The organism is Collinsella sp. TF12-2AT, from assembly GCF_003436735.1.
Lineage (GTDB): Bacteria > Actinomycetota > Coriobacteriia > Coriobacteriales > Coriobacteriaceae > Collinsella.
This window is the reverse complement of the sequence record NZ_QSQK01000001.1, coordinates 148404-174513: the sequence shown is the minus strand read 5'-3', so window position 1 is coordinate 174513 and position 26110 is coordinate 148404. Positions and strand designations below refer to the sequence as shown.

Genomic DNA, 26110 nt, shown 5'->3' with positions numbered 1-26110 from the left:
ATGCGGGTTTTGATCACGGGCGCTTCGGGCGGTATCGGAGCCGCGTGCGTGCAGCGCTTTTTGGACGAGGGTCACGAGGTCGTGGGCTTTGATCTGCTGCTGGCGGCGATCGAACACGAGCGCTACCGCCATCTGATCGTTGATGTCCGCGAGCCGGACTCGTTTCCGGGCAACCTTGAGCCTCAGGTAATCGTGAACGTTGCCGGTACGCAGGATTCGGCCGATGACATCGCCGCCAACCTGCGTGGCACCATCAACGTGACCGAGCGCTACGCCTTTGTGGGGGAGGGGCTTGCCGCCAAGCCGACGCCGGCTATCAAATCCGTGGTCAATGTGGGGTCGGCGAGCGGACATACGGGATCGGAGTTTCCTGCCTATGCTGCCAGCAAGGGCGGCGTTATCGCCTACACCAAAAACCTTGCAAACCGCCTGGCGCCGCAGGCCATCGCCAACAGTGTGGACCCGGGCGGCGTTATCACGCCGCTCAACCGTTGCGTGATGGAAGACGAATACCTGTGGAACCAGATTATGGAGCTCACGCCGCTTAAACGCTGGGCCACCGCCCAAGAGATCGCCGAGTGGATCTACTTTGCGGGCGTGACCAACCGGTTTATGACCGGGCAGAGCCTGCTGATCGATGGCGGCGAGGCCGGCCGCACACAATTTATTTGGCCCGAATAGGAAACGCGCCCGATGGAAATCCGTCGGGCGCGTTTTTGATGTATTGATTTTTAGCCGAGGCAAGTCCAGTTGACGGGGGTCGAGCCGTGCTGTTCGAGTAGCCGATTGGCTGCCGAGAAGGGGCGCGACCCTATAAAGGCGGGGAGTTCTGCCGTGGCGCGGTTGGCCGAAAGCGGCGAGGGGTGCGTAGAAGCTAGGCAGAACTTGCCGGTTGCCTTGCCCGCGCCGATCGCGTCGAGCTTGCCCTCAACCATTTGCTGGGCAAAGCGGCCCCATGCCAAAAAGACGACCGGCTGGGGCAGCTGACAGCAGCGTTCGATAACGTAGTCGGTGAGCGTGCTCCAGCCCAGCTTGGCGTGCGAATTGGCGGCATGCTCGCGCACGGTGAGCGTAGTGTTGAGGAGCAGGACGCCCTGTTGTGCCCATGGGGTTAGGTCTCCCGTGGCAGGAAAGGGGCAGTCCAGATCGGCATTGAGCTCCTTATAGATGTTGCGCAGGCTCGGTGGCAACTTGGTTTGCGTCGCGGGGACCGAGAACGATAACCCCATGGCCTGGTTGGGTCCGTGATAGGGATCTTGACCCAAGATGACAACCTTGACCTGGTCGGCCGGCGTGTAGGCGAGGGCATTGAGGATGTCGTCTTGTGCCGGGTAGATGGTCTGCTCGGCACGCAAAAGGGCGATGCGCTCGAGCAGCTGGTTCGTAGTGTCACGTACCGGCTGCGGCGCATCGCCCAACCAGGTTGCTATGTTGCGGTCGCGAGTTGCGGTGTCCATGGGGCTCCTTTATGGCAGATACTCTGTTGGTATCTATTGTAAAGGCGCACCGGTTGCCTTTATGCCGCGGCTGTATGAAGAGTGGGGTCTACGAGACGCGCTCGGGCGTTCCTGCCATACGAGCCTGTTCATGCGCGCGTAGGCGCGGAAGCTCGACGGTTGCCACCATGACGCCGGTGAGGATGAGGGCGGCGCCAAAGAAGGCGATGGGGCTCAGGACCTCGCCGACCAGGAAGAACGAGAAGACGGCGGAGCAGACCGGCTCGAGCGAGAAGGCAAAGCCGGTGGTCTCGGCGGGCACGTGGGGCTGCACGAGCGTCTGGGTGATAAAGCCGTAGGCAGAGCAGATGAGTGCGAGCGCGACGACGACCGCGACCTCGCTCGGCGTGCTGGGAAGCGTAAAGCCGCCAAAGGCAAATGCGGCGATGCCCGAGAACAGGCCGCCAAAGCCCAGCTGCCAAACACCCAAGGCCAGTGGGTCGACTTCTTCGACAAAGCGCTTGGCTACGATAATGTGGCTGGCATAGATAAAGGCTGAGAGCAACATGATGATCGCGCCGGGATTCAGGCTGGTAAAGTCGGCGCCCGAGAGCAGCAGCATACCGCAGGTGACGATGGCGGTGCCGACGAGCACCTTGCGCTCGGGGGCGCGACGCAGCAGGGCGGCGTTGGCAAACGGCACGATCACGACCGTCAGGCTCTGCAAAAAGCCGGCGGTGGAGGCGGAAGTAAGGCTGGAGCCCAAGCACATGCAGGTGAGCTCGGTTGCCATGATGGCGCCGATGATGGCGGCGCGAACCATAAGGTCGCGATTGATGCGGAAAGCGCGCTTATGGAAGAGCAGCAGGCAGGCCACAAAGGCGATGATGCAGCGCAGCGCAACGATGCTCGTGGCGTTCATGCTGTCCATGCCGATCTTCATGAGGGGGTACGAAAAGCCCCATGCGACGGGAACGGAAAATGAGAGCGCGATTGCTTTTTTGCGATCCATGGGACTCCTTTTGTTACAGAACGGTTTCGCAAAAAGGATTCTGCTCCCAGATGTGGATGTAGTAAAGCGAATGTATCTTCAGTATGATTAAGAAATACTAATGTTGCTAGAAAAAGCGCTGGCAAAACGTTTTACGGCTACATCGATGTGGAGGCACGATGGCATCGCGATATCAGATTGTATGTATGGTGGTCGATTGCGGCAGTCTGAAGGGCGCGGCCGACGAGCTGGGCTATACGCAAAGCGCGGTGAGCCAGGCCGTCAAGGCGCTCGAGCGCGAGCTGGGCACCACGATTATCGAGCGCGGTAAGCAGGGCGTATCGCTTACGCGCGACGGCAAACAGTATCTGCCGTATCTGCGCCAGATTGTAACTGCCGAGGCCGAGCTTGAGGGCAAGCGTCAGGAGTTGCTGGGGCTTTCGTCGACTGACATTCGCATTGCGACGTTTACCAACGTGAGTCGTACCGTGCTGCCGCGCGTGATCCGCGACTTTGGGGCCCTGCACCCGGGCGTTCACTTTACGCTCAAGCAGGGCGATTACACGCGCAACGCCCAGTGGGTGCACGATGGCGTGGTTGACTTTTGCTTTACGGCACGCGGATTTACCGCGGGGCTCGAGAAGCGCGTGGTCTATCATGACGAGTTGGTAGCATTGTTGCCGGCCGCGCATCCGCTGGCGGCAAAGGAAAAGGTGACACTCGCCGACCTAGCGTCCGAGCCGTTTGTGCTGCTGGATGAGGGCGAACAGAGCCTGGTGCTCGATGCATTTGCGGCGCATGGGCTGTCACCGCACGTGACGAGCGAGGTGACCGACGACTACACCATCATGGCGATGGTGGAGGAGGGCCTAGGCGTGAGTATGCTGTATCGCCGTACCGTCGAGGGCATGCGGGCCGATATTCGCGTACGACCCATCGTGCATGCTCCTTCGCGTGACGTGGTTGCAGCTTGGCGCAGCTGGGACACCATGCCTATCGCCACGAGGCGCTTTATCGACTACATGAGCTCACATATCGTGAGCTAGTTGCCGATGCGCCACCTTGTTGGATGTGTCTAGCGCGCCCCAGTCTTGGCTTGCGCCAGACGATAGGTGCGTGCCGGATGGCAGAGCAATACCGCCACGACCATAAAGAACGCTGTGGTGCCCAGGCTGATGGGGTAGACCATCATGATGTTCGCAAAGGTGCGGAAGTGCGGGAACACGCAGAACACCCAATAGAAGCGGATGCCGCAGACGCAAATCATGGTGATGAGGGCGGGCATGAGCGAGATGCCAAAGCCGCGCAGATAACCGGACATGTTTTCGTAGAACATGCTAAAGGCGTACGCCGGGAAGATCGAACACACGCGGATATAGCCGATCGAGACGATGTTGGGATCGCTGTTAAAGAGCGCCAGGATCTCGCGCCCCAGACCGACGATGACGATAATCGTGGTGAGTGCAACGATGCCACCTTCGACCAGGCAGACCTTGAGCGTTTTGGTGCAGCGGTCGATCTGGCGAGCGCCGTGGTTTTGTCCCACAAAGGTGGTGCAAGCCTGGCTAAAGCTGTTGAGCAGGTTGTAGCACACATACTCCAGGCTCATGGCGGCGCTGGATGCCGCCATGACCTCGGTGCCTAGGCTGTTGATGGCGGACTGGATGATGATGTTGGCGACGGCAAAAACGGCGCTTTGAATGCCGGCGGGCAGGCCTATTCTGACAATGCGTTTGAGGGCGACGGGGTCGATGGTCAGGTCGCCCAGGGTGACACGAACGACGGAGTCGGTCTTGAGCAGGCGGACAAAGAGCGTGACGGCGCTGACGGTGTAGGCGATGGCAGTGGCGATGGCGACGCCCGCGACGCCCCAGTGGAGCACGGGGACAAAGATGAGGTCCAGGCCAATGTTGAGGACGGTGGACACGGCAAGCGCCTGCAGCGGCATACGGGTGATGCCGACGGAGCGGAAGATTGCGGCCTCAAAGTTGTAGAGCAAGATCGAGGGCATGCTGAGTAAAAAGACGCGCAGGTAAAGCGATGCAAGCGGCATAGTTTCGGCAGGGACATTGAGCGCGGTGAGCATGGGCTCGGCAAAGATCTCACCCAGCGCGATGACGACAAAGCCCACGAGTGCCATCAGAATCGAGGTATGGACGGCGCGCTTGACCATGTTCTGATCGTTGCGGCCGATGGCGTTGGCGATGACCACGTTGGAGCCAAGCGACAGCCCAATAAACAGGTTGATCATAAGACTGGTAAGCGGAACATTGGAGCCGACCGCCGCCATGGCGAGGGTCCCCTGGTCGCCCGAGAAGTTACCGATGATGACCGTGGCGATGAGGTTCGACAGCTGCTCAAGGATGCTCGTGGCGGCGACGGGAAAGGCGAACAGGGGAATATTGCGCCACAGCGAGCCGGTGGTCATGTCAATGTGCCTAGATGCGGTATCAGCCATACGCTCTCAATCTCTAATATGCTCTTTCGTATGCTCTTTCGTATGCTCTTTCGTGCTTATTTGCGCAGACGATGATACTCCTAATCGACTAGTCATTTAAGAACGTCCCCAATGACTAGGTGGGGAAGGCGTGCGACAATGGTGGGCGTTGTGTTGTCCGCGCTAAGGAGTTGCCATGTTGTTGTGTCCCGTTTGCCATGAACCGTTGGTGGACGACGAACGCGGTGCTGCATGCGCGGGCGGACATCGGTTTGACCGTGCGCGCGAGGGCTATCTGTATCTGCTGCGCTCGTCCAAGAGCGGCGACTCCATGGGCGATCCCAAGTCGCAGGCGCGCAGTCGTCGCGACTTTTTGAACCGCGGCTACTACGCGCCGTTGCGCGATGCGATGGTCGAGCTGGTGCTCGAGCAGGCGTCTGAGCGTGCGGCGTCTACGGGCGGCCCCATGACCTTGCTCGATATTTGCTGTGGCGAGGGCTACTACACGAGTGCCATGGGTGCGGTGCCGGGCGTGGATGCTTATGGGTTCGACCTGGGCAAAGAGATGGTGCGTCTGGCCGCCAAGCGCGGCGATGCGACCTACTTCGTGGCCAACATGAAGGACATCCCCGTGGCCGATGGCACCTTCGATATGGTGACCGAGCTCTTTGCCCCCTTTAACGAGCGCGAGTTTGCCCGCGTGCTGGCGCCCGAGGGCTCGCTCTACACCGTGGTGCCGGGCGCCCGTCATCTCTTTGGGCTCAAGGAGGTGCTCTACGACACGCCGTACCTTAACGACGAGAAGCTGCCGAAGACAACCGAGCTCGAGTTGGTGGGAACGCAGCGGGTGTCTGCGAACATTACGCTCCAGACGCAGGCCGACATCGAGGCGGTGTTCCAGATGACGCCGTACTACTACCGCACACGCCCTGCCGACAAAGAGCGCCTGGCAAACCTGGACACCCTTCAGACCGATATCGACTTCATCATTGCCGAGTACCGTCACAGCTAACAACCTGCCAAAAAGGGACAGGTTTATTTTGGCAGGTTTTATCTGGGCAAACGTAAAGGGCCGACCGCGGAGATGCGCGATCGGCCCTTTTTAGTTGCTTGGCTACAAAGGTTATGAGAAGCGAGCGCTTACAGGCGGTCCTTGTTCTCGGCCTTAATGTCGTGTGCCTGCTGAATAAAGAACAGGTCGTACACCACGATGACAAAGGCGCCAAAGTTGATGGCGTCGCCGCCAAACGCGGGAAGCGTGAGCACGGCCTGCGCAATCGTGGCGATTGCGGCGACGATGCCGAGCTTAAACGCACCATCCACCTGCGAAGGCTTGTTGGCGCCCTTGATGCCCGCAACACCTGCGGCAAGATCGACAAGACCCTTGATGACAAGTACGGCCGCGGCGAGCATGGCGTTCGACCCGTACGTGGAATCGAGGCTGCCCTTGGCGATGCCGACGCCGGCGATGACGAGGCTGGCGATGCCCAAAACAAAGTAAATGAGGGCAAGGACTTTGAGTGTCTTGCGAGTGTAGCTCATGGCTGGTCCTTTCGAAGTGGACATGACGTATTTGATGCGCATGCATGGCGCATGTCGCGAAGCATATTGTAATTCAACAAGGCGCTGCGTACGTTCATCCAATAGTTGAACGCTCCGTTCGCGACATGCCGGCACTTGCGTTGTGCTAGGTTTTTACTTAACTGGATCATACTGTGCATTTATTTGAGGTGAATGGTGAATATCAAGCAGGTTGGCTATTTTATCGCCGTATTTGAGACGAAGAGTTTTACCGCTGCGGCACACCAGTGCAACGTGACCGTCCAGGCCATTTCCAAGTCAATTAGCGAGCTCGAGCAGTTGTTTAACGTTCAGTTTTTTGAGCGTGGAAATAGTGGCGTAAAGCCGACTCGGGCCGGCCGCAGCTTTTATGCCAAGGCTCGCCACGCCGTCGAGGCGTATCGAGAGGTTGAAAGCTTTGACCCGTCTGGATGTGACCTGACCGTCCTGTCGGCCTCTGGGGCACAGGTGATGCCGGAGCTCTCGATTGGCCTGTGCGTTCCCGCACTCGATAACGACGATAAGCTATATAAGGGGTTGTCTGCGCTTATCATGCGTGGCGCCCGCGTGCGCGTGAAGTTCTGTACCGTGCATCCCGGAATTGCCCAGCAGGAGCTCGAGCAGGGCGACCTCGACGCCTTGCTTACGGTGGGCACATATGACAATACCACTGATGATTGCGAGCAGCTGGGAACCTTGCCCACGGGTATTGTCGTCGCCGCCGACCATCCGTTCGCTAAGAGGCCTTTTGTGACTGTGGCTGATCTGGGTTCATATCCGGCAGGGCAGTCGGCTGCGTTTGATAACTTTAATAATTCGATTTTTTGGCAGTACGAAAGCCGCGGTGTCCTTGGTGAGACGCGCGTTATCGATGGTCCCGCTCAATTTGGGTCGTTTTTGGCGGCAGAGCACGGCTTTTTCTTAAATGCGATTCTTCCCGTTCCCGGCCAGATTGCTAGCGGGTTCGAGGTTGTCCCCATTGTGGGTGAAGGGGCCCTGACAGTTCCGGTATGCTTGGTTTCCCTTAAAGATGAAAAGCCCCAAGCTTATCACGTCGTAGAAAATTACTTGATTCGCATGGTAGGTTGCGCCAACGGGTCCGCTGCTCGCTAGCATATCCTTCGATACGCTCGTCGCTGTCAGCTCGGCTGCCTGACAACATGCTGTCGATTGTGCCGGTGCCGCACTCGACAGCATGTAAGCGCCATTCATAGCAGGCCGCCCTCCGTTTCTCGTCTGTCTGAGAAACGGAGGGCGGTTTTTTATGCGTGGCGCTTTGTACAGTTGGACCCGATGCCTAGCTCAGGCGCTCCTGATTTTCCTTTTTAACGCGGTTAGCAAAAACGAAGTACACGGCACTTATGACCACGGCGGTTACATCGGTGGCGCTGGTGCCGACTCCGCCCAAGAAGGGCTCGGAAAGCAGCAGGCTCACAACGGCGCATACCAGGCAAATGATAGCCCAGACCCAAACGATACCAATCTTGCTGGGGTTATTTGAGGCACGGATGCCCAACGCGGCAGCGATGATTTCGATGACGCCCATCACGATGACGACAACGCTGTAAACCGAGAGGTCGCCGCTGGCGTCGCCCGAAGCCGACGTGAGCGCTAACGCGCCTGCGGCGATGCTGAAAACACCTCCCAATAAATAGATGATGGACATGACCTTTAGGACTTTACGGTTGTTGCTCATGTTCAGTTCCTTTCCCTTGAGCCGTTATGGCACCGTGCACGTATTGCCTGGCACCATGAATTACTGATTGAGGGGTTCGTTACCCAGATCTTGCGAGGCGAGTTCCTGTTCTTCATTAAACTCGTCCGCTTCGGCGAGTTCCTCGGCGGTGGCCGCCCTTGGAGCGGACTCAACGGCGTCGCAATGGTCGAAAACGAGTTGATAGGGGGCGATGTCGCGGCGGGAAAGCATAAGCTTTACCTCACGGCGCAAAGAACGCATGACGCTGCCGCGGTCTGTCTCCTTGCAGGTGGCGACAACGCGAATGGTCATAGCGGTGCTGCTAAGGTCGACCACGCCCTTGTAGAAGGGGCCTTCGATAATGGCGGGAACGCGGTCATGCACACTTTTGAGCTCGTCTTTAAGCACCTTTTCGACATAGGGTAGAGATTCTCCCACCGGTATGGTGATGTCTATGCTGGCGTAAGAATTAAGTTTGGTCATGTTGGTGACATTCGAAATCGAGCTATTGCGCAGCAGTAGAACATTGCCGTTGCCGTCATTGATCTTTGTTGTTCGCACGCCAATTTCCATAACGGTGCCGGTATTGCCGCCAACCGAGATGACGTCTCCAACTCGGAACTCGCCTTCAAAGATAATAAAGAGCCCGCACAAGATATCCGTGATGAGGTCTTTGGCTCCAAAGGAGACGGCGAGCGTGATGATGCCTGCCGAGGCCAAAAGCGTTGCGGTATCGACACCCAAAACACCGAGGCACCAATAGAGCATAGCGATGAGAGTCCCGTATTTTGTCAGGCTCGAGAGAAGTCGACATATCGTCTCGCCGCGCGCTCCAAGCACATTGGACAGCATACGAAGAAGCGCCTGCACGATTGCGCACACTGTGAGAGCCACACAGGCGTACATGATTGAAGCGGTGAGCGCGAATATGTTGAGGCCGTGCTGCCAGTCATTACCCAGGATGTAGGTGAATACCGAACGCGGGCCAAACAGCGTGTCTTTAAACAAGACGGCCAAAAAGACGATAAATACTCCGATGCCGGTAAACCATCTGAGGACTGTGCCGAGTTTTTGCTCGGGGGTTTTGTCTTCCCATTTAAAGGAGATGTTGAGCCATCGGCCAATGGCACTTTCGCTGTGCTTAATACGGCCATCGGACGTCGTGACGGTGATGTTGTACCGTCTTGCCGTGAAATCGTCTTCGCGCTTCGAACGTTTTTCTTCGCCTCTTATAGTGTCGAGCGTCAGCAGAGGGTAGATGAGGACAAAGCATATAGCGGCGATGATTCCGGTTGCGATGGTGAGCGGAACGCGCTGGTGCATAAAAGAGTCTTCGGGTGCCGCGACGTAAACGTAATAGTCGCCAGTCTCCAGGCAGGAGGCGTAGAGTTTTTGGTTGTCGATGTAAATGAAGTCGCTAAAGCCGTCTGCAAGGTGCTCGTCGGCTAATCCTATTTCGGACGCCTTTTTCCCCATAAGAAGATTGTTGGGATGATATGCAACGGTGCCCTCTTTTTTCTCGATTGCAAAGGCGAAGCCTCCGGCGCCCGCCTTGATGCCATCGAGCACTGCGTCGATCTTGGTGCTCTTGAGCATTTCCTCTAGGCGCATAGGGCGCACGGCAATCTGTGCGATTCCGTCTGCAATGCCATCTTGATCGTAGAGCGCGACGCCGATGTACTGATATGTCTCGCCAGTGGTTCTGTTGATAGAGAGAGGTTGTATATACTCATCCTTGCCGCCCAAAAGCGAGCGGAACTCGTAGGAGGAGTCGCCGTACTTGGTCGAAAGACTATAGGATCGTTGTGACGTGCTCGAGCTCGTCATATTGCCGTCGCCGTCGTAGAGGTAAATTGACTCGACGCCAAGCGTTTCTGCCAAGCTGTGCAGATTGGCTCGCGTGGCGAGCTCTGGATTGTGCTCAACGATGTAGGCAATAATATGGCAGGTAGTGGCGTAGTGCTCACTATATTGCCTCGTAAGTTCATCCTCGCGCATCGCATTGTTTTTGAGCGTTTGATCAATCTGCTCTACACGCTCTCGATTGACTGTCGCTTGGCTCGAAAGGGCAAAGAGCGTTTGCATATAGAAGGTTACTGCCAAAAGTAAGACGAGTCCTGCAATGGACAAGGCTGTTGCACGCCTGCCCACGGCGGGGTTAAACCTAAGGTTGCGACCGATCTTGACGTATTCGTGATCGCCGTGGTCGTTATGCTCGTCATCCGCAAGGACAAACAGGTCATAGAGCGCCACGGCGGCGACGATTGAGATAAAGGCAAAGAGGATGACACCCACGGTGATGTTGCGTGCGGTGGCGGTGTCGCTTTCGGGGATGGCGAGAACGTAATAGGTGTCATCGACCAACTTGACGCGACAGTACAGGCTTGTGTTCTTGACGGAAGTGAAGAATGTCTTGCCGTCCTCAAGATTGTCAATGTCGATGCCGTTGTCGAGTGCATCGGTACCTATCATGTTCTGGTCGGGATGGTAGGTGATCAGATGCGTTTTTGCCGATACGGCGAGGACAAATCCGTGGCTGCCGAGTGAGATGTTCTTGAGCATGCTCTCGGTCGATCCGGTGTCCTTGACAAGGGCGTGCAGCTCTTGGGGATTTTGTTCTACGATGACCATGGTGTCGTCATCGATTTTGGCGGCATAGTATCGCATAAGCCAGTCTTGATCGGGAAGATCGACCTCAACCGGATCGGAGGGCCTGCCGGTCTCGAAGCACTGACGCAGCTGGTTGAAGCGGGCGCGGCTAAAATCGGCTTTGGTGTCAGCTGCCTTGGCGATGATGGAAGCGTCGCGTCGGGCGACGAGAACGTTATCGACCTTGAGCAGGTCCTTGAGCTCGGCCATTTTGACATCGGTCGCTTCATAACCGGCATCGTTGGCCGCCATAAATGCGATGCTTGCGGCGCGCGTGCGATACAGGTCATCAAATGTTTGGGTGTTGTCTTCCGTTTCCGACCGAGCCATTTTAACGAGATCGGGGAGTTCGGCGGCAACGCGATCGAATTCCAGAGCGTATTCCTCTTGCGATAGACGCGTTTGCATCGAGGCGAGTAGGAGTCCCATCGCCAACGCGCAGACGGTTACGGCAACGGCAAGCGCCATAGATTTCTTCTTTAGTCGCTTGGACATGGGTGGCTCCCTTAGTTCCATTTATTGATGAACTTATCGACTGTTTTGTCTTTGAGCATTGAGCGCACTTTGGCGGCAATCTTGGGCGAAAGCTCAGAGTCCTTCTGCGTTGCGACGGCATAACGCTGTGGGTTGATGCCAAAATCGGGCAGGACGGTGCGCTCGCCATCGAGATAGGTTTTGGCAATCGCGCCGTCCGTCGCCATGGCGTCGACGTCGCCGGCTTCCAATGCTTGGGAAAGCTCAGCGTAGCTTGCGTATTGGCTTAGATGCCATGTGTCGTAGTCGATGCTGCCGCTCTCGGCATCCTGTTGCCGGGGTATGCCGTCCGAAAGTCCCAGTTCCAAAAACTTCGCGGCAAGTTGAGGTGCGGCGTTCGCTCCGGCTACCGTGCCAATTGTTCCGCCTTCAAGCTGGGAAAAGGATTGAATGAGCGATGTGTTTTCGACAACAAGAATTACCGAATCGGTGTAATAGGCGGGAGAGAAGTCAAACAGCTTTTTACGTTCGTCGCTTATCGAGTAGCAAGCGATCAGACAATCGACTTTTCCCGACGAGAGCATTTCTTCGCGCGTCTCGGGCGTTACGGTTATAAACGAACAGTCTCCATAACCGAGACGGTTTGCCAGCTCGTTGGCGAGGTCGATTTCGAATCCGTAGCACTTGCCGTTGTTGGGATTGCGTTCGCTAAACCCAACGATATCCGCGCGGACGCCTACACTCAGCTTGCCCTTGCCAGACATGCCGGAATTGCTGTTTGAGCAGGCTGGTAGCAACATGGCTGCAAGTGCGGCTCCAGTTGCCGAGATTGCCAGCCGGCAGGCATTCCGGCGTGTGACTGAATGGTCCATTTGCATTCCTCACGACGATTGTCCAGTTCTTTAATGATATGGACGGGTAACTGTGGAATAGTCGTGAAGCGGCAGGTAAACAAATGGTTGAGGTGGAGGGTAAAATCTGTCGGTATCGGACACTTTATTGCTAAATAGATGTCAGCATGCTGCGATGGACGATAGGTCCTGGACACCCTTGAGACCGATATCGACTTCATCATCGCCGAGTACCGCCACAGCTAAAACCTGCAAAAAGGGACAGGTTTATTTTGGCAGGTTTTATCTGGGCAAACGTAAAGGGCCGACCGCGCTGCTGCACGATCGGCCCTTTCTAGTTGCTTGATTGCGGGATGGGTAAGCACGGCCTGAAAGCGCTTTAGGCCTGCGCACCTCAACCTTTCAAAAAGGAAAGCCGGGCGTAAGCCAAATCGATGGCAGCTCATGCGCAGCGCTGCGATGATGGAGTCGTAACAAGGAGCTGGTCTAAGGAGGAGCCATGATGTACGGAACAGGGCAGGCGCGCGAGCCGCAATCGTTGGGAAGGCGCATGAGCGATTCTGTGATCGCTGCCGTGTGCACGGGATTGATGGCGGTGCTTTGCATTGGGATGCTGTGGGCCATGTCGCATGTGGGACAATAGCGGACGATTGGGTGCCGACACATGCGGCGCTCACGTATCCGCTTTGCTTGCTAAGGAGTACCCATGGGCGTCGTCGATCCCTTTTCTGTTGCTCGGGCCGCGGGGCTTGAGCTGATCGGGAAGCCCGAGGGCCTTACGCTCACCGACGGCACGATGGAGTTGCGTGCCGATTTTGGCCGCATGCTTCCACGGCTCAAGCAGGGCCGTTTGCAGCAAGAGCTACTGGTGAAGGCTGCGCGCACAAAAGGCATCGAGCAACCATGGGCGATTGATGCCACAGCAGGCTTTGGCGAGGACTCGCTGCTGCTGGCGGCCGCGGGCTTTACCGTCGATCTGTATGAACAGGATTGCGTGATCGCGGCGCTTCTCAAGGATGCCTTGGATCGCGCGGCAGACGATCCGGCGCTTGCGGCTACCGTGTCGCGCATGCGCTTGCATGCGGGCGAGGACAGCATCGCTGGTCTTCGCCATGTAGCTGAGCTGATCGGGCGGGGCGAGCTCGCGACTCCCGACGTGGTGTATCTGGACCCCATGTTTCCCGAGCGCACCAAGAGCGCGGCGGTCAAAAAGAAGTTCCAACTCTTGCACCATCTGGAACAGCCGTGTGCCGATGAAGAGACGCTGGTCGAAGCTGCGCTTGCGGTACGGCCGCGCAAGGTCGTTATCAAACGGCCGGTGAAGGGGCCGCTGCTTGCCGGCATCAAGCCGAGCTATCAGCTTGCGGGCAAGGCCGTTCGTTACGATGTTTTGGTGCCGCCGCGTCCGTAGCTTGCGCGCGATGGCCGGCGCTTCGCTGGCGCCGTGCCGATGCGGCCCCTATTTCCAAGGGTGTGACGTCAGGTGCCACCCGCCGCAGTATTCGCATTTGTAGCAGGCCAAACCACGCCGCCCGCGGTTTTCGCAGTCGGCCATAACTGCCTCGGCCTCGGCGCGCGTGTCGTAACGGTTTTTGCGCTCGCACGACTTGTAGCGCCAGGCTTCCTCGCGTTCGGCGTCCAGAGCGTCGCGGCGTTCATCCTCGCGTGCAAACAGGTCGCTCATATCGCCGCCGGTGGCAGCGCCCAAAAACTCGCTTTTGGCCTTTGACCAGGCGGCTCGCTTTTTGCTCCCCATCTGCTCCGCGCCCCTTTCCAAACGCTGGTATCATTGCCCAATCAAAGTGATACCAATAAACGTGAGGTCGCCGCGTGATGATCAGAAAAACCCTCGATACCGACATTCCCGCCGTCATGGCTATCTATGACGTGGCCCGCGCCTTTATGCGCGCACATGGCAACGCCACGCAGTGGCCCGAGGGCACGCCTTCGGCCGAGCAGTTGGCTGCCGATATCGCCGCTGGTGGCAGCTATGTGTGCGAAGTCGACGGTCGCGTGGTGGCGACGTTTGCCTTTTTACCGGGTCCGGACGAGTGCTATGACGTGATTGAGGACGGTCAATGGCGCAGCGACACTCCGTATGCCGTGCTGCATCGCGTGGCATCCGACGGCACCACGCATGGCGTCGCAGCAGCGATGTTTGCCTTTGCCAAGGAGCGCGCCAGCCACCTGCGTATCGACACGCATCAAGACAATCTGCCCATGCAGGGCGCCATCGCCAAGGCCGGGTTTAAGCGCGCCGGTATCGTATATGTGTCGGACGGCACGCCGCGTGTTGCGTTCGATTGGCTGCGCGAGGCGTAGGAGCCAAGGCGCGTATCATCACCCAGCTCAAATAAAAAATGGCCCCGAGTGAGGCCATTTTTGGTAAAACGCGTTGTTGTGGGGCTCGCGTCGCTGCCGTTCCAGATGAACCCGGGCAGACAAAAAGGGGAGGTGCCGGCTTTCGCAAGGCGCGAACCTACGAAAATCGCCGCGCGGCAACGCGGGGCGATGAGCTCGGTCGGGGGATATGGCCCGCTTCGCCCACCGGCCCGTAAATTGTATCATCCAGTGTGGAGCGTGAACGCCCGTTGCCGCGTGCGATGGGCTTGTAATAAGAGGAGAGCCATGTCGAAGCAAGCGGTCGTTGGAATCTTGGCGCATGTCGATGCCGGCAAGACCACGTTAGCCGAGGCCATGCTGTTCAACGCGGGTCGCATTCGCAAGCGCGGCCGCGTGGACGATGGCGATTCGCATCTGGACACTGACGCGATCGAGCGTGAGCGCGGTATCACGATCTTCTCGTCGCAGGCTGTGCTCGACCACGGCGAAACCCACGTTATGCTCGTGGACGCTCCCGGCCATGTCGATTTTTCTGCCGAGGCGGAGCGCACACTGCGTGCCCTGGACTACGCGATTCTGGTGGTGGGCGCCAACGATGGCGTGCAGGGGCACACCGAAACCCTGTGGCGCCTGCTTGCACGCTATGACATCCCGACGTTCATCTATATCAACAAAATCGATTTGGAGAATCCTGGCCGCGATGTTTTGCTGGCACAGCTGGGGCAGCGTCTTTCCGAGGGCTGCCTGGATGCCAACGAGCTGCTGGCGGGCGGTGCCGTTCAGGAGGATGCTGCTGCGTTGGACGAGGCGGCACTCGAAGAGTTTCTTGAAGCGGGTGAGCTTTCCGTCGCAACGCTGTCGCGCATGGTTGCCGAGCGCAAGCTCTTTCCCTGCTTTGCCGGCTCGGCGCTCAAGGACCAAGGCGTGGACGAGTTGCTGGATGGCATATGCGCGCTGATGCGTGAGCAGGCGTGGCTCCCGGAGTTTGCCGCGCGCGTCTATCGCGTGAGTCGTGGAGACCGTGGTGAGCGTCTTGCCTGGGTTAAGGTGACGGGCGGTGTGCTGCGCGCAAAGCAAGTTGTCGAGGGATGCTCTGGCGCCTCCACTTGGGAGCAAAAGATCGACCAGGTGCGCATCTATAACGGTGAGAAATACGAGCTTGCCCAGGAAGTTGCCGCTGGCGGCATCTGCGCCGTGACGGGCCTTGCGCACGTTCGCCCAGGGGACGCCCTGGGCGCGGAGTCCGCGGGCGATGCGCCCGTCATTGCGCCAGTCCTCACCTATACGGTGCTGTCGGGCGAACACGACGTCCATATGGTGTTCAAAGCATTGACTGAGTTGGCGGACGAAGATCCCATGCTCGGCGTAAGCTGGAATACGCATCTTGAGCAGATTCACCTGCAGTTGATGGGCGCCGTGCAGCTCGAGGTCGTGCAGCGCGTGCTGGCCGATCGTTTTGGCCTTGCGGTCGAGTTTGAGCCCGGCGGCATTCTCTATAAGGAAACTATTTCGCAGCCGGTCGAGGGTGTGGGCCATTTTGAGCCACTGCGCCACTATGCCGAGGTGCATTTGCGCTTGGAGCCGTTGCCGGCGGGTTCGGGCGTGCAGTTTGGCACCGTCACCTCGACCGATGAGCTCGATCTTAACTGGCAGCGTTTGGCGCTCACCAACGCTATGGAGCGCGACCACCTGGGCGTGTTGACCGGCTCGCCCATCACCGATGTGCGCATTACGCTCACGGGCGGCCGCGCGCATGCCAAACACACCGAGGGCGGCGATTTTCGCCAGGCCACGTACCGCGCGATTCGCCAGGGTTTGATGCAGGCGCGCGAGGCCGGCGCAGCCGTGCTGCTGGAGCCGTGGTACCACTTTGAGCTCGAGGTGCCGGGGGAGTGCGTGGGCCGGGCGCTCTCGGATGCCACGCGCATGGGTGCTGAGTACGAGCCGCCGACGATGGCGGGCGACCGGGCGAAGCTTGTGGGTCGCGTTCCGGCATCCGAGGTGCAAGATTATGCGCTGGGGGTGGCTGCCTACACGAGCGGTCGCGGGCATCTGTACCTAGAGTTCGCCGGTTACGCGTCCTGTCATGATGCCGAGTGCGTAATCGAGGCGGCCGCCTACGAGCCCGAGGCCGATCTGCCCAACACGCCCGACTCGGTCTTTTGCGCCCACGGCGCCGGCTACACGGTCAAATGGTACGACGTACCCGCCGTGGCGCACGTAAACGTCGATCCCGCCACTTTCCGCCCCTATCGCTCCGCCGACGCGGAATTTTTCGGCCACATGTGACAAAGGGACAGTCCCTTTGTCACATTGAGTTGGTATAACTCGGTATAAGTTGGTATAACTATTACCAGCGTTTGCTAATCCGAGGAGGCCGACATGAACCCAAATCCCTTTAAGCCAACGGCTGGTAAACGACCTCCGATACTCATCGGTCGCGAGTCGGTCATCGAAGATTTTGAGGAAGGGCTCGATAACGGCGCCGGGGCGCCGGGCAGGCTCATGCTCATTACAGGAAACCGCGGCTGTGGCAAAACAGTTCTCCTGCGGGAGCTGCAACGTCTGGCCAGTGAGCGCGGATGGGCGGTTGTCTCCGATTCCGCTTCGCTTGGTTTATGCGACCGCTTGGCCGACGCACTCCGCTCGAATAAGCCCGTTGTGACGTCAATGGAGTTTGGCCCATCGTTTGGACGGATGTCGGTTGAGGCAGCGCGGGCAAAAGGCGAGACGTTGCGAGGGCTGGTCAACGATCGTCTCAAGAAACTCGGCCCAAGCAAGGGTATTCTGTTTACGATTGACGAGGCTCAATCTGCGTCTATCGAGGAACTGGCGGCTCTTGCCGTTCTCTATCAGCAGGTGCTCGGAGACCAGGATGCCACGGGCTTGCCCGATAGCGACCAGCGCGGTCTTGCGCTGGTCTTTGCCGGCTTGCCCAGCATGGTTGACGATCTGCTCGAAGAGCCGAGCGTGACGTTTTTGCGCCGTGCTCAGCAGCGTGCGCTGGGGGCGATTTCTTTGCCCAAGGTGCGCGATTCATATGTCCAGACAGTCAAGGACGCCGGTCTTTACGTTGACGCGGAGACGGCGGACCTTGCGGCGCGCAAGAGTATGGGGCATCCCTACATGGTCCAGCTGGTGGGATATTACATGTGGCGCTCTGCTGTCCGGCGTGGCTCGCAGGTCATCGAAAAGCACGATGTCGAGGATGGCCATGCGGATGCCGTCTCCGAGTTCTACGAAGCGGTCGACGCGCCCCTGTATTATGGATTGCGCAGTCCGCAACGCCTCTTTATCGAGGCCATGGCTACTGACGAGGGTAAGCCGACGCGCATGGCGGATATCATTGAGCGCTGCGATCGCACTCAGAGCTGGGCGAGTAAATATCGCGCAAGCCTGATTCGCGAGCGCGTCATCGAGGCTGCCGGATACGGCCTGGTCCGGTTTACCGTGCCCATGCTGGGCGAGTACATCCGCGACCGCATTTTATGGCATGAGTAGGGTGATAAAGGTGACGGAACAGAAGATGAGCCCGCAAGCTATCGAGGTGCGCGGTGCGCGCGTACACAACCTTAAGGACATCAATATCGATATTCCGCTGGGAAAGTTCGTGGGTATTGCCGGCGTGTCGGGGTCGGGCAAGAGCTCGCTGGCGTTGGGAGTTCTTTATGCCGAGGGCTCGCGCCGTTACCTGGAGGCGCTCAGCACCTATACCCGCCGACGGCTCACCCAGGCCGAGCACGCTCAGGTGGATGAAGTGCTGCACGTGCCGGCGGCGCTCGCGTTGCATCAGCGCCCTAGTGTGCCAGGCGTACGCTCGACCTTTGGCACCATGACCGAGCTCAACAACAGTCTGCGTTTGCTCTTTAGCCGCTGTGCCCATCACGTGTGCCCACATTGCGGGGCGCGTGTGGAGCCGAGCCTTAACGTGGCCGCAGGCCTGTCGCTCACGTGTTCGACATGCGGCCGCGAGTTCTACGCGCCGAGTGCCGAGGATTTGGCTTTCAATAGCGGCGGTGCATGCCCCACCTGTGGCGGTACCGGTGTCATGCGCGAGGTGGACGAAGCGAGCCTGGTGCCCGACGAGTCCAAGACCATCAACGAAGGCGCGGTGCTTCCCTGGGGCACGCTCATGTGGGACTTGATGAAGCAGGTAGCCGGCGAGATGGGTGTGCGTACCGATGTGCCGTTTAACCAGCTCACACCTCAAGAGCGCGACATCGTGTTCCATGGTCCGGCGGTTAAGAAGCATATTCTCTACGTTCCCAAAAACGGCGAGGGCGCCACGCCGCTCGACTTTACCTATTACAACGCCGTCTATACGGTCGAGAATGCGCTCGCCAAGGTTAAGGACGATAAGGGACTAAAGCGCGTGGCTCGCTTTTTGCGCGAGGGCCCGTGCCGTGACTGCGGCGGCACGCGTCTCTCCGAGGTTGCGCGCCAGCCCCAGGTGCGCGGTATCAATCTGGCGCAGGCCGCGGCCATGACGTTGGGTGAGGCGATTGAGTGGGTGCGCGGGGTGCCCGCATCCTTGCCGGCCGAGATGCAGCCCATGGCAGTGGATATCTGCGATTCGTTTTTGAGCACGGCTCGTCGCCTGGTCGACCTGGGGCTCGATTACCTCTCGCTCGACCGCGCCGGTGCTACGCTCTCCACGGGTGAGCGCCAGCGTGTGCAGCTCGCCCGCGTGGTGCGCAACCGATCGACGGGCGTGCTTTATGTGCTGGACGAGCCTTCGATTGGCTTGCATCCTGCCAATGTCGACGGCTTGGTGGGCGTAATGCGCGATCTGGTGGATGACGGCAACACCGTGGTTGTTGTCGACCACGATACGCGCGTACTAGCGGAAGCCGACTATCTGGTTGAGATGGGCCCCGTTGCCGGAGCAGGCGGCGGTAATGTGATTGCCACTGGCACGGTGGACGAGGTCGAACAATCGCAGGGCAGCCGCATCGCCCCGTTTTTGCGCGCAGAGTCCAAGCGCTTGCGCCCGCAGGTGTCCGACGAGGAAATGTTCGACCGGGGCCATATCCGCATGGCGACCGATGCCATCCATACCGTCAAGCCGCTCGAAGTTGATATCCCGCGCGGTCGCTTGGTCGCGGTGACGGGCGTTTCGGGTTCGGGTAAGACGACGTTGGTACTCGAGACGCTCATTCCGGCACTCAAGGCGCAGGCAGCCGGCGAGCGCCTGCCGGGGCACGTGCGTTGGGTCGATGCCGAGGGCATTGCCCGTGCAAATCTGATTGACGCTACGCCTATCGGCGCCAACGTGCGCTCGACGGTGGCAACTTATGCTGACATCCATGACGAGCTGCGTCGCGCCTTCGCCCGTACGCCCGAGGCTAAGGCGGCCGGCTACAAGGCGGGCGCCTTTAGCTACAACACTGGCACTCTGCGCTGCCCTACGTGCGATGGCACGGGCTCGATATCGCTCGACGTGCAGTTTTTGCCCGATGTCGAGATCGTCTGCCCGGCATGCCGCGGCTCGCGTTATGCAGACGCTGCTTCGCATATCCATCGCGAGGGCAAGGACGGGAGCCTGCTCACGTTGCCGCAGCTCATGGATATGAGTGTGGACGAGGCCCTCGACGCCACACTGGGACTCAAGAAAGTTCAGACGCGTCTGCAGACCCTGCACGACCTGGGCTTGGGTTATCTCACGCTCGGCGAGCCCACGCCGGCGCTCTCGGGCGGCGAGGCGCAGCGCCTTAAGCTCGCGAGCGAGATGGGCCGCGTGCAGGATGATGCCGTATTCGTGTTCGACGAACCCACAATTGGCCTGCACCCGCTCGATGTTCAGGTGCTGCTGAGTGTGTTCGACGGCCTCGTTGCCAAGGGCGCCACAGTTGTCGTGATCGAGCACGACCTCGACCTCATCCGTAACGCCGATTATGTGATCGACATGGGCCCGGACGGTGGCGATGCGGGCGGGCAAATCGTCTGCGCTGGCACGCCGGGCGACATCGCGGCCTGCTCCAAGAGCATTACCGGTCGTTATCTATAGGCGATGTGACAAAGGGACTGTCCCTTTGTCACATTCCCAGAAAGCCTGTCTGGCGCAGGGCCTCGTAGAGGACGATGGCGGCGCTGTTGGAGAGGTTGAGGGCGCTGATGCGGTAGTCGTCCGGGTCGACGAAGTTGCCGCAGATATCCTGCTGAAGGATGGCTTCGTGGCTGTCCTCGGTATGCCCGAGCGATTCCTCGTGGGCTTCCCAGGCCTCGGCGTTATCGAGCGAGTCGCAATCGCGCAGCATGGGGATGCGCTCGCAGCGCTCGGGTGCCGCGGCAAGCAGCTGTTCGGGAATCCCCGAGCTCTCGCTGCCAAAGACCAAAAAGTCGCCCTCGCGGTAGGTGCTTTGCGCATAGGTGCGGCGCGCTTTTTTGGTCAGCAGATGCAGGCGCTCGTCGGCAGGGGAGAGGCCGTTGCGCGCCAGGAAATCCTCCCAGCCGGCATATGACGTCACGTCCAAGTTTTGCCAGTAGCCCAGACCGGCGCGACGTACCGTCTTGTCGTCGAGCGAAAAGCCCAGCGGCTCCACCAGGTGCAAACGGGCACCGGTGACCACGCAGGTACGGCCGATATTGCCCGTATTGGCCGGAATCTCGGGCGCGTACAGCACGATATTGAACATGAATCTCCTTGGCTCAGAACGAAAAACCACCACGAAGGGGACAGGCACCTTCGTGGTGGTTTGGCGGTTACGTGGGCGGCAAAATGCCCGCTTTGATAAACCTAGGCGCGGTGCCAGTCGGTCAGGCAGGCATCGAGGGAGGCAACGAGCGCGTCTTTGTCCATGTGACGGCCGATGATGCACAGGCTCGTCATGCGGTCGCCCGTCTCGTCGTCCCAAATCTGCATGATCTCGGGGTTCTCGTCGATAATCTTCTGCTTCTCGCCCTCGGGCGCCGAGTCGACAAACAGACCGTTCTCCATCAGGCGCATCTGGTGGCCGGCCTGCTCAAACATGTAGCACATGTCCGGATCGCCGGTCTGCCACAGCGGGCCCTTGACGCGAATGACCTCGTCGGGCCACTCCTGCTCAACAAAATCGGTGAACTTCTGGAGGTCAAACGGCTTGCGGCGCGAGTACACAAAGGTCTCGATGTCGTACTCGAGCACCTCGGGGTCGTCGTGCTCCTCGGGATGCTCCATGGCCTCGATCCAGGCGGCGGAGTTGTAGGCGCGCATAAAGTCGAAGCGGTCGGTGTCGAGCAGCTCCTCCATGGGAACCTCGCCGTTTTGGGCCTCGACAATCACGGCGTCTTTCTGCAGGCTGCGCACGATGGCCTTGAGCTCGGCAATCTGCTCAGGCGTCACGGTGTCGGTCTTGTTGAGGATCAGCGTGGAGCAGAACTCGATCTGCTGGATAAGCAGGCTCTCGATGCCGTCCTCGTCGATATCCTCGGCCAGCAGGTCGCGACCGCCGTTGAACTCGTCGTACATGCGGGCGCAGTCGACCACGGCCACGATGTTGTCGAGCGCGAGCTTGGGCTCGCCGCCCACCTTGGCCTCGTCGCAGAAGCTCGAGATGGTGTAGGCGATGGGGATAGGCTCGCAAATGCCCGATGCCTCGATGATGATGTAGTCGAAGTTGCCCGAATCGGCGATGCCCTGCAGCTGGTTGGCCAGGTCATCCGAAAGCGTGCAGCAGATGCAGCCGTTGGTGAGCGGGATGAGGTCGTCGGTCTCGGAAAGGCCGCCGTCGGCGATGAGGCTGGCATCGACGTTGATCTCGCCGATATCGTTGACGATCACGGCGGCGCGGATGCCGCCGTCGTTAGCGAGGATGTGGTTGAGCAGCGTGGTCTTGCCGGCACCGAGGTATCCGGTAAGCATGATGATCTTCACGGGTTTGTTGGGCATGTGCCCTCCTTTGTTAGACATGGCTTACAGTTGAATCATATGCCAAACGCCTGCTCTTATACCCACGCGCCGGCAAATAACACAGGCTACTCCCAGGCTCCCCATACATCGGGGCAATAACCGACGGTGGCCTTTTTGCCGTTGCGCACGATGGGCTCGGCTAGAACCTGCTGGTTCTCGAGCAGCTTGTCGAAGCGCTGGCTGGGGGTAAGGTGCTGGATGAGCGCGAGCATCTCCTCGTCCTTGGCTTTGGGGTTGAGCAGCTTATCGATGCCGCCGACCGCCTGCATCACGCTTGTGAGCTCGCCCTTGCTCATCTCCTTTTCCTTAAGGTCAATAAACTGCACCTTAATGCGGCGCTCCTTAAAATAGCGCTGCGCCTTCTTGGTATCGAAGGACTTCTTAGTCCCGAAAATTTGAATATTCATATCTATGTTCCGCCGTTCTAACGAACGGCGGTCACCTCGACGCTGCAAAGCCATCTGATGGGCAATCTGCCTTTCAATCCTCGGGCGCGGGCAAAAGCCCAGCGCCCTCCTCTTTCAAGGCACCTTGCCTCATCAGCTGGCTTTTCGCTGACATTGATAGAACATCGAGGTGACCACCGCTGGACTTATCGAATAAAGTTGGTCCTGGCGCGATCGGCCTTGGGGGCCTCGATGCCGGCGGCTTTTCCCGCCTCGATGCAACGCAGCAACCAGGCCATGTTTTTGCCGATGTTTCGCATGGTGGCCAAGCCCTCGGCGTCCTGGGCGGCTTCGCCCGGCTGGGCGCCAAAGACGTTGTTCCAGTAGGTGGAGACAACCACCGGCATCTGGTTGATGGTGAAGTACTTGTTGAGCACGTCGAACGTGGTCGACGTGCCGCCGCGACGGGCAACGGCGACAGCGGCGCCCGGCTTGTGCGCAAAGGCCTTGCTGCCAGCATAGAATGCGCGGTCGAGGGCCGAGAGGATGCGCCCGCTGGGGTGCGCGTAGTAGACGGGCGAGCCAAAGACAAAGCCATCTGCCTGCTCGGCGGCGGCAATTAGCTCGTTGACCACGTCGTCGTCAAAGATGCAACGGCAATCGAGCTTGCCGCACTGGCCGCAACCGATGCAATCGCGAATGCGCTTGGCGCCCAGCTGGAACACCTCGGTATCGATGCCCACGGCGTTGAGTTGCTCGGCGACCTCGGCGAGTGCGCGGGCGGTATTGCCGTTTGCCTTGGGACTGCCATTGACCAAAAGAACCTTCATCACAAACTCCCTCTGCTGTCGATGACTTCTGTAGAGGATTATCTCACGAGCGGGCAGATAGCGTGGGGCGCGATGCCGGCCCCGAGGGCCCACGGCAGGCTCGCTCACCAGGTACGAGCGGGATACGGTCCAGAGGATGTTGGAGTGCGGGGCCTCGTGCGAGCAGATTGTAAGGGGTCTGGGCGGGTCGCCCTCGATGGCGAGCCTTGAGGCCTTGGAAGGCGGGCTGCTGCGGCGGCTATGGTTTATACTAAGGCGGTTGCTATCGAGTAATTCATACTTGGTTTGATTCGATTGTGAATGCGTAACTGGGATGGAAAGCAAAGGAAACTCTATGGAAACAGAGGATGCTGTTTGCTTGATGACTTCGATTGCCTTGATTGTCCTTTCAATCCAATACCGAAGAGGAAGATGGCTCTGCTCAATTGCTGGATATGATGTCACAAAAAGGGAGAGCGACATTGATATACGCCCTTACGCAAAGCTGATTTCTTCTGTGACGTTATGGATGGGGCTGCTGTTTTTCTTGTGGGCGGTAGAGGGCTGGGTACGCGATTGGAATACCAGCGTTTTTGAAGTTTTGGTTCTACTTCTGTTCAGCTTGGCCTCTTTGTCGTTCGTGCGGCTCGTTAGGTTTGTGTTTATGAGGCGATAGCCAGCGGAAGTGGCTGGACGACAAAAAGGACCAATGCAGCCAATTGTCAATAGCATTTGATAGGCTTGGCTTAACAGATTTACTCGAGGGCATATCCGTGGCGGGGGATAGGTTCTATCTTGTTGAGCACTTATTTGCATCAGGCAAAGTAAACCAAGAGTATCGAAACGGTGCCCCCGGGCCCCGGGAGGGACTGCGGGGACGTTCGGCTAACTGCGGGTACGACCTATTTGCCCAATGTGTTCGGTTGAGATCGGAAATTAACCATCATGCGCCCCATAACGCTAGTTCAGTTTGGTGCCCGGTACCTGCGACGCTTCTTCAAGTAGCACTTTGAGCTCATTCAGAACGGAAACGGGCTGTCGGTCGACGGCGTCCAGATGAAGCGTCGCCACGCGAAGGGGCGGCTGATATTCAAATGAGCCAAGGAGCACGGGCGATCCCAAGAACCGTTCGATTTCGTCTGCAACCGCGTCGGTCTCTTCGGGATCAAAGTCGTCAAAGAGCGCCACGAACATCGGTCCGGTCGAGCGGAACAGACGACCCTTGCCGCGCGAGCAATCCATGAGGCAGGCGGCGCTTTCTGCCAAAACGCGGTCGCCTGCATCAAAGCCAAAGCGGGCATTGACCTGTGCGATTTCGTCGATTTTAATGGCGATCAAGCCCGCGTTTCGTGCCACGCGACGCATCTCGCCAATGGCGTTGACCAGGGCGTGGATATCGCCCAGACCGGTCACGGAATCGGTCGTATCTGCCAAGCTTCGGTTGGTGACAATGCCCACATACATGTTGGGCTCGGTATCGGTGCCGTCCAGGCGGTAACCTGTGCAGTCGCAAAGCGCGTATTTTCCGGCGGTATTCATGACGCGATACTGCATGCAGTGGAAGTGCCACGTGCCGTTTACCACCATATCGAGCTCGGCACGTACGTTGTCGCGGTCCTCGGGGTGAACACGGGCAAGCCATATATCGAGCGAGTTGTAGGGATGCTGGGAGGGTAGGTCAAAATCGCGCACGGCATTAACCGACCATTGCGATTCGCCGGTGTCGAGGTTAATGATGAACGGATAGCGTGTCTCGGAGCTCATGGAGATCGCTTGGAACACTCGGTCGTTGCAGGGGGGGGGTTGTTCGGTGACCGGGCGTTGCGGCGCATCGCCTTCTTCCGGTTGTTGCACACGGTACATGAGCTTGTAGCGATACATTTTGCGGTCGGCGTCCTTTGTCATCTGGCGACGCGTATCGCCTGCAAGTGGGTCGACGCGCGAGCAGCCAAAGCTAAAGCTGGCGATCATGGGCGCCTTGTCGCCTGATGTTGCCTCGATAAGATTGGCACGCGTCCGCTCCAGGCGCTGCTCGAGCTCGGCTTCGTCTGTCGTGGGGGATATAAGTACAAATTCGTCTCCACCGATACGGAACAGCAGCTCATCGTGCTCCATTGTCTCGGTGAGTGCGCGGCAGATGCTCAGAATGTAGCGATTGCCCTCGGCGTGGCCAAACTTATCGTTGCAATGCTTAAGGCGGTCGATATCGATATAGGCGCAGGTGAAGGGGGTGCCTTTGCGCCAGAGCTGATCGACATGGCGGTCGAGTCCGCCACGGTTGCCAAGATTGGTGAGCGAGTCGATATAGGCGCCGTGCTCAAGCAGCTCGCGTTCTTGTTGCAGGATGGCGAGCGTTTTCTGCAGTTGCTCACCAATGGCACGCAACTCCGGGGGCAGCGCGGCAACATCGAGCTCGGTGGTTGAGGCCCCGTTCGCAAGTCGCTGAAGATGAGCGATGATTGATTGCTCGCCCAGGCGATACGACTCGTTCATGATGGATGACCTCCTTGGATGGAACAATGGTTTGTATCTTACTCCCAATTCGGTTTAGATTGGGGTATTAGTTAGCTCATGGGAACAAACGCTCCCT

General features: G+C 58.7%; 24 protein-coding genes. 11 read left to right on the top strand and 13 right to left on the bottom strand.

Annotated features, from left to right (window positions below; translation table 11 throughout):
* On the top strand, positions 1-681 hold the full coding sequence (locus DXD24_RS00705) for an SDR family NAD(P)-dependent oxidoreductase (protein ID WP_117645818.1): 681 nt from the start codon (positions 1-3) through the stop codon (positions 679-681).
* Between the two features lie 50 nt (positions 682-731).
* Here DXD24_RS00705 and DXD24_RS00700 read toward each other — a convergent pair whose 3' ends face one another.
* Complete coding sequence (locus DXD24_RS00700) at positions 732-1457, bottom strand: uracil-DNA glycosylase (RefSeq protein WP_117645816.1); 726 nt, start codon at positions 1455-1457, stop codon at positions 732-734.
* Positions 1458-1545: 88 nt separating this feature from the next.
* Complete coding sequence (locus DXD24_RS00695; protein WP_117645814.1) at positions 1546-2448, bottom strand: DMT family transporter; 903 nt, start codon at positions 2446-2448, stop codon at positions 1546-1548.
* A gap of 158 nt (positions 2449-2606) precedes the next feature.
* Here DXD24_RS00695 and DXD24_RS00690 point away from each other — a divergent pair, with 158 nt between their 5' ends.
* Positions 2607-3473: a LysR family transcriptional regulator gene (locus tag DXD24_RS00690; RefSeq protein ID WP_117645812.1), complete on the top strand. Its 867-nt coding sequence runs from the start codon at positions 2607-2609 to the stop codon at positions 3471-3473.
* Between the two features lie 29 nt (positions 3474-3502).
* Here the strand turns inward: DXD24_RS00690 and DXD24_RS00685 are convergent, their stop codons facing one another.
* Entirely contained in the window at positions 3503-4885 is a 1383-nt protein-coding gene (locus tag DXD24_RS00685) for an MATE family efflux transporter (RefSeq protein ID WP_117645810.1), read from the bottom strand.
* A gap of 175 nt (positions 4886-5060) precedes the next feature.
* On the opposite strand from DXD24_RS00685, the gene DXD24_RS00680 reads away from it, so the two are divergent.
* Positions 5061-5876: a putative RNA methyltransferase gene (locus DXD24_RS00680; protein WP_117645808.1), complete on the top strand. Its 816-nt coding sequence runs from the start codon at positions 5061-5063 to the stop codon at positions 5874-5876.
* 128 nt (positions 5877-6004) lie between these two features.
* On the opposite strand, the gene DXD24_RS00675 is transcribed toward DXD24_RS00680, so the two are convergent.
* Entirely contained in the window at positions 6005-6406 is a 402-nt protein-coding gene (locus DXD24_RS00675) for a hypothetical protein (RefSeq protein WP_117645806.1), read from the bottom strand.
* A gap of 195 nt (positions 6407-6601) precedes the next feature.
* Here DXD24_RS00675 and DXD24_RS00670 point away from each other — a divergent pair, with 195 nt between their 5' ends.
* Positions 6602-7537, top strand: coding sequence for a LysR family transcriptional regulator (locus DXD24_RS00670; protein ID WP_158550107.1), 936 nt, complete (start codon positions 6602-6604; stop codon positions 7535-7537).
* 184 nt (positions 7538-7721) lie between these two features.
* On the opposite strand, the gene DXD24_RS00665 is transcribed toward DXD24_RS00670, so the two are convergent.
* The 3 genes from DXD24_RS00665 to DXD24_RS00655 are packed head-to-tail and all read right to left on the bottom strand — an operon-like array spanning position 7722 to position 12115.
* On the bottom strand, positions 7722-8120 hold the full coding sequence (locus DXD24_RS00665; RefSeq protein WP_117645804.1) for a hypothetical protein: 399 nt from the start codon (positions 8118-8120) through the stop codon (positions 7722-7724).
* A 60-nt stretch (positions 8121-8180) separates the two neighbouring features.
* The gene (locus DXD24_RS00660; protein ID WP_117645802.1) at positions 8181-11264 is read right to left on the bottom strand and encodes a mechanosensitive ion channel domain-containing protein; all 3084 of its coding nucleotides are present in this window, start codon (positions 11262-11264) and stop codon (positions 8181-8183) included.
* Positions 11265-11275: 11 nt separating this feature from the next.
* Positions 11276-12115: a transporter substrate-binding domain-containing protein gene (locus tag DXD24_RS00655; RefSeq protein WP_117645800.1), complete on the bottom strand. Its 840-nt coding sequence runs from the start codon at positions 12113-12115 to the stop codon at positions 11276-11278.
* 478 nt (positions 12116-12593) lie between these two features.
* Between DXD24_RS00655 and DXD24_RS10055 the strand changes: the two genes are divergently transcribed.
* Positions 12594-12737, top strand: coding sequence for a hypothetical protein (locus DXD24_RS10055; RefSeq protein ID WP_158549061.1), 144 nt, complete (start codon positions 12594-12596; stop codon positions 12735-12737).
* A 63-nt stretch (positions 12738-12800) separates the two neighbouring features.
* A complete protein-coding gene (locus DXD24_RS00650) occupies positions 12801-13505 on the top strand; it encodes a class I SAM-dependent methyltransferase (RefSeq protein WP_117645798.1) in 705 nt (234 codons plus the stop codon).
* 48 nt (positions 13506-13553) lie between these two features.
* Here DXD24_RS00650 and DXD24_RS00645 read toward each other — a convergent pair whose 3' ends face one another.
* Positions 13554-13850 carry a hypothetical protein gene (locus DXD24_RS00645; protein ID WP_117645796.1) on the bottom strand — a complete coding sequence of 99 codons (297 nt, stop codon included), beginning with the start codon at positions 13848-13850 and terminating at the stop codon, positions 13554-13556.
* Between the two features lie 77 nt (positions 13851-13927).
* On the opposite strand from DXD24_RS00645, the gene DXD24_RS00640 reads away from it, so the two are divergent.
* From DXD24_RS00640 to DXD24_RS00625, 4 genes are all read left to right on the top strand, one after another.
* The gene (locus DXD24_RS00640) at positions 13928-14416 is read left to right on the top strand and encodes a GNAT family N-acetyltransferase (protein WP_117645794.1); all 489 of its coding nucleotides are present in this window, start codon (positions 13928-13930) and stop codon (positions 14414-14416) included.
* A 306-nt stretch (positions 14417-14722) separates the two neighbouring features.
* Positions 14723-16726: a translation factor GTPase family protein gene (locus DXD24_RS00635; RefSeq protein ID WP_117645792.1), complete on the top strand. Its 2004-nt coding sequence runs from the start codon at positions 14723-14725 to the stop codon at positions 16724-16726.
* Positions 16727-16819: 93 nt separating this feature from the next.
* Entirely contained in the window at positions 16820-17938 is a 1119-nt protein-coding gene (locus DXD24_RS00630; RefSeq protein ID WP_117645790.1) for an ATP-binding protein, read from the top strand.
* 10 nt (positions 17939-17948) lie between these two features.
* Positions 17949-20444, top strand: coding sequence for an excinuclease ABC subunit UvrA (locus DXD24_RS00625; RefSeq protein WP_233502278.1), 2496 nt, complete (start codon positions 17949-17951; stop codon positions 20442-20444).
* 28 nt (positions 20445-20472) lie between these two features.
* Here DXD24_RS00625 and DXD24_RS00620 read toward each other — a convergent pair whose 3' ends face one another.
* The 4 genes from DXD24_RS00620 to DXD24_RS00605 form a co-directional block, all read right to left on the bottom strand.
* Positions 20473-21072 carry a tRNA (cytidine(34)-2'-O)-methyltransferase gene (locus DXD24_RS00620; protein ID WP_117645786.1) on the bottom strand — a complete coding sequence of 200 codons (600 nt, stop codon included), beginning with the start codon at positions 21070-21072 and terminating at the stop codon, positions 20473-20475.
* 101 nt (positions 21073-21173) lie between these two features.
* A complete protein-coding gene (locus DXD24_RS00615; protein ID WP_117645784.1) occupies positions 21174-22304 on the bottom strand; it encodes a GTP-binding protein in 1131 nt (376 codons plus the stop codon).
* 86 nt (positions 22305-22390) lie between these two features.
* Entirely contained in the window at positions 22391-22732 is a 342-nt protein-coding gene (locus DXD24_RS00610) for an arsenate reductase family protein (protein WP_117645782.1), read from the bottom strand.
* Between the two features lie 185 nt (positions 22733-22917).
* Positions 22918-23541: a flavodoxin family protein gene (locus DXD24_RS00605; RefSeq protein ID WP_117645780.1), complete on the bottom strand. Its 624-nt coding sequence runs from the start codon at positions 23539-23541 to the stop codon at positions 22918-22920.
* Positions 23542-23875: 334 nt separating this feature from the next.
* Here DXD24_RS00605 and DXD24_RS00600 point away from each other — a divergent pair, with 334 nt between their 5' ends.
* Positions 23876-24196 (top strand): hypothetical protein, encoded by a 321-nt coding sequence (locus DXD24_RS00600; RefSeq protein WP_117563547.1) that lies wholly within the window; start codon positions 23876-23878, stop codon positions 24194-24196.
* Between the two features lie 284 nt (positions 24197-24480).
* On the opposite strand, the gene DXD24_RS00595 is transcribed toward DXD24_RS00600, so the two are convergent.
* Positions 24481-26013 carry a diguanylate cyclase domain-containing protein gene (locus DXD24_RS00595; protein ID WP_117645778.1) on the bottom strand — a complete coding sequence of 511 codons (1533 nt, stop codon included), beginning with the start codon at positions 26011-26013 and terminating at the stop codon, positions 24481-24483.
* Positions 26014-26110 lie beyond the last annotated feature (97 nt).

Excerpts from the sequence above, each read along its gene's own strand:
- DXD24_RS00705 (WP_117645818.1), top strand. The coding sequence starts at position 1 with ATGCGGGTTTTGATCACGGGCGCTTCGGGCGGTATCGGAGCCGCGTGC.
- DXD24_RS00700 (WP_117645816.1), bottom strand. The coding sequence starts at position 1,457 with ATGGACACCGCAACTCGCGACCGCAACATAGCAACCTGGTTGGGCGAT.
- DXD24_RS00695 (WP_117645814.1), bottom strand. The coding sequence starts at position 2,448 with ATGGATCGCAAAAAAGCAATCGCGCTCTCATTTTCCGTTCCCGTCGCA.
- DXD24_RS00690 (WP_117645812.1), top strand. The coding sequence starts at position 2,607 with ATGGCATCGCGATATCAGATTGTATGTATGGTGGTCGATTGCGGCAGT.
- DXD24_RS00685 (WP_117645810.1), bottom strand. The coding sequence starts at position 4,885 with ATGGCTGATACCGCATCTAGGCACATTGACATGACCACCGGCTCGCTG.
- DXD24_RS00680 (WP_117645808.1), top strand. The coding sequence starts at position 5,061 with ATGTTGTTGTGTCCCGTTTGCCATGAACCGTTGGTGGACGACGAACGC.
- DXD24_RS00675 (WP_117645806.1), bottom strand. The coding sequence starts at position 6,406 with ATGAGCTACACTCGCAAGACACTCAAAGTCCTTGCCCTCATTTACTTT.
- DXD24_RS00665 (WP_117645804.1), bottom strand. The coding sequence starts at position 8,120 with ATGAGCAACAACCGTAAAGTCCTAAAGGTCATGTCCATCATCTATTTA.
- DXD24_RS00660 (WP_117645802.1), bottom strand. The coding sequence starts at position 11,264 with ATGTCCAAGCGACTAAAGAAGAAATCTATGGCGCTTGCCGTTGCCGTA.
- DXD24_RS00655 (WP_117645800.1), bottom strand. The coding sequence starts at position 12,115 with ATGGACCATTCAGTCACACGCCGGAATGCCTGCCGGCTGGCAATCTCG.
- DXD24_RS10055 (WP_158549061.1), top strand. The coding sequence starts at position 12,594 with ATGATGTACGGAACAGGGCAGGCGCGCGAGCCGCAATCGTTGGGAAGG.
- DXD24_RS00650 (WP_117645798.1), top strand. The coding sequence starts at position 12,801 with ATGGGCGTCGTCGATCCCTTTTCTGTTGCTCGGGCCGCGGGGCTTGAG.
- DXD24_RS00645 (WP_117645796.1), bottom strand. The coding sequence starts at position 13,850 with ATGGGGAGCAAAAAGCGAGCCGCCTGGTCAAAGGCCAAAAGCGAGTTT.
- DXD24_RS00640 (WP_117645794.1), top strand. The coding sequence starts at position 13,928 with ATGATCAGAAAAACCCTCGATACCGACATTCCCGCCGTCATGGCTATC.
- DXD24_RS00635 (WP_117645792.1), top strand. The coding sequence starts at position 14,723 with ATGTCGAAGCAAGCGGTCGTTGGAATCTTGGCGCATGTCGATGCCGGC.
- DXD24_RS00630 (WP_117645790.1), top strand. The coding sequence starts at position 16,820 with ATGAACCCAAATCCCTTTAAGCCAACGGCTGGTAAACGACCTCCGATA.
- DXD24_RS00620 (WP_117645786.1), bottom strand. The coding sequence starts at position 21,072 with ATGTTCAATATCGTGCTGTACGCGCCCGAGATTCCGGCCAATACGGGC.
- DXD24_RS00615 (WP_117645784.1), bottom strand. The coding sequence starts at position 22,304 with ATGCCCAACAAACCCGTGAAGATCATCATGCTTACCGGATACCTCGGT.
- DXD24_RS00610 (WP_117645782.1), bottom strand. The coding sequence starts at position 22,732 with ATGAATATTCAAATTTTCGGGACTAAGAAGTCCTTCGATACCAAGAAG.
- DXD24_RS00605 (WP_117645780.1), bottom strand. The coding sequence starts at position 23,541 with ATGAAGGTTCTTTTGGTCAATGGCAGTCCCAAGGCAAACGGCAATACC.
- DXD24_RS00600 (WP_117563547.1), top strand. The coding sequence starts at position 23,876 with ATGGAAACAGAGGATGCTGTTTGCTTGATGACTTCGATTGCCTTGATT.
- DXD24_RS00595 (WP_117645778.1), bottom strand. The coding sequence starts at position 26,013 with ATGAACGAGTCGTATCGCCTGGGCGAGCAATCAATCATCGCTCATCTT.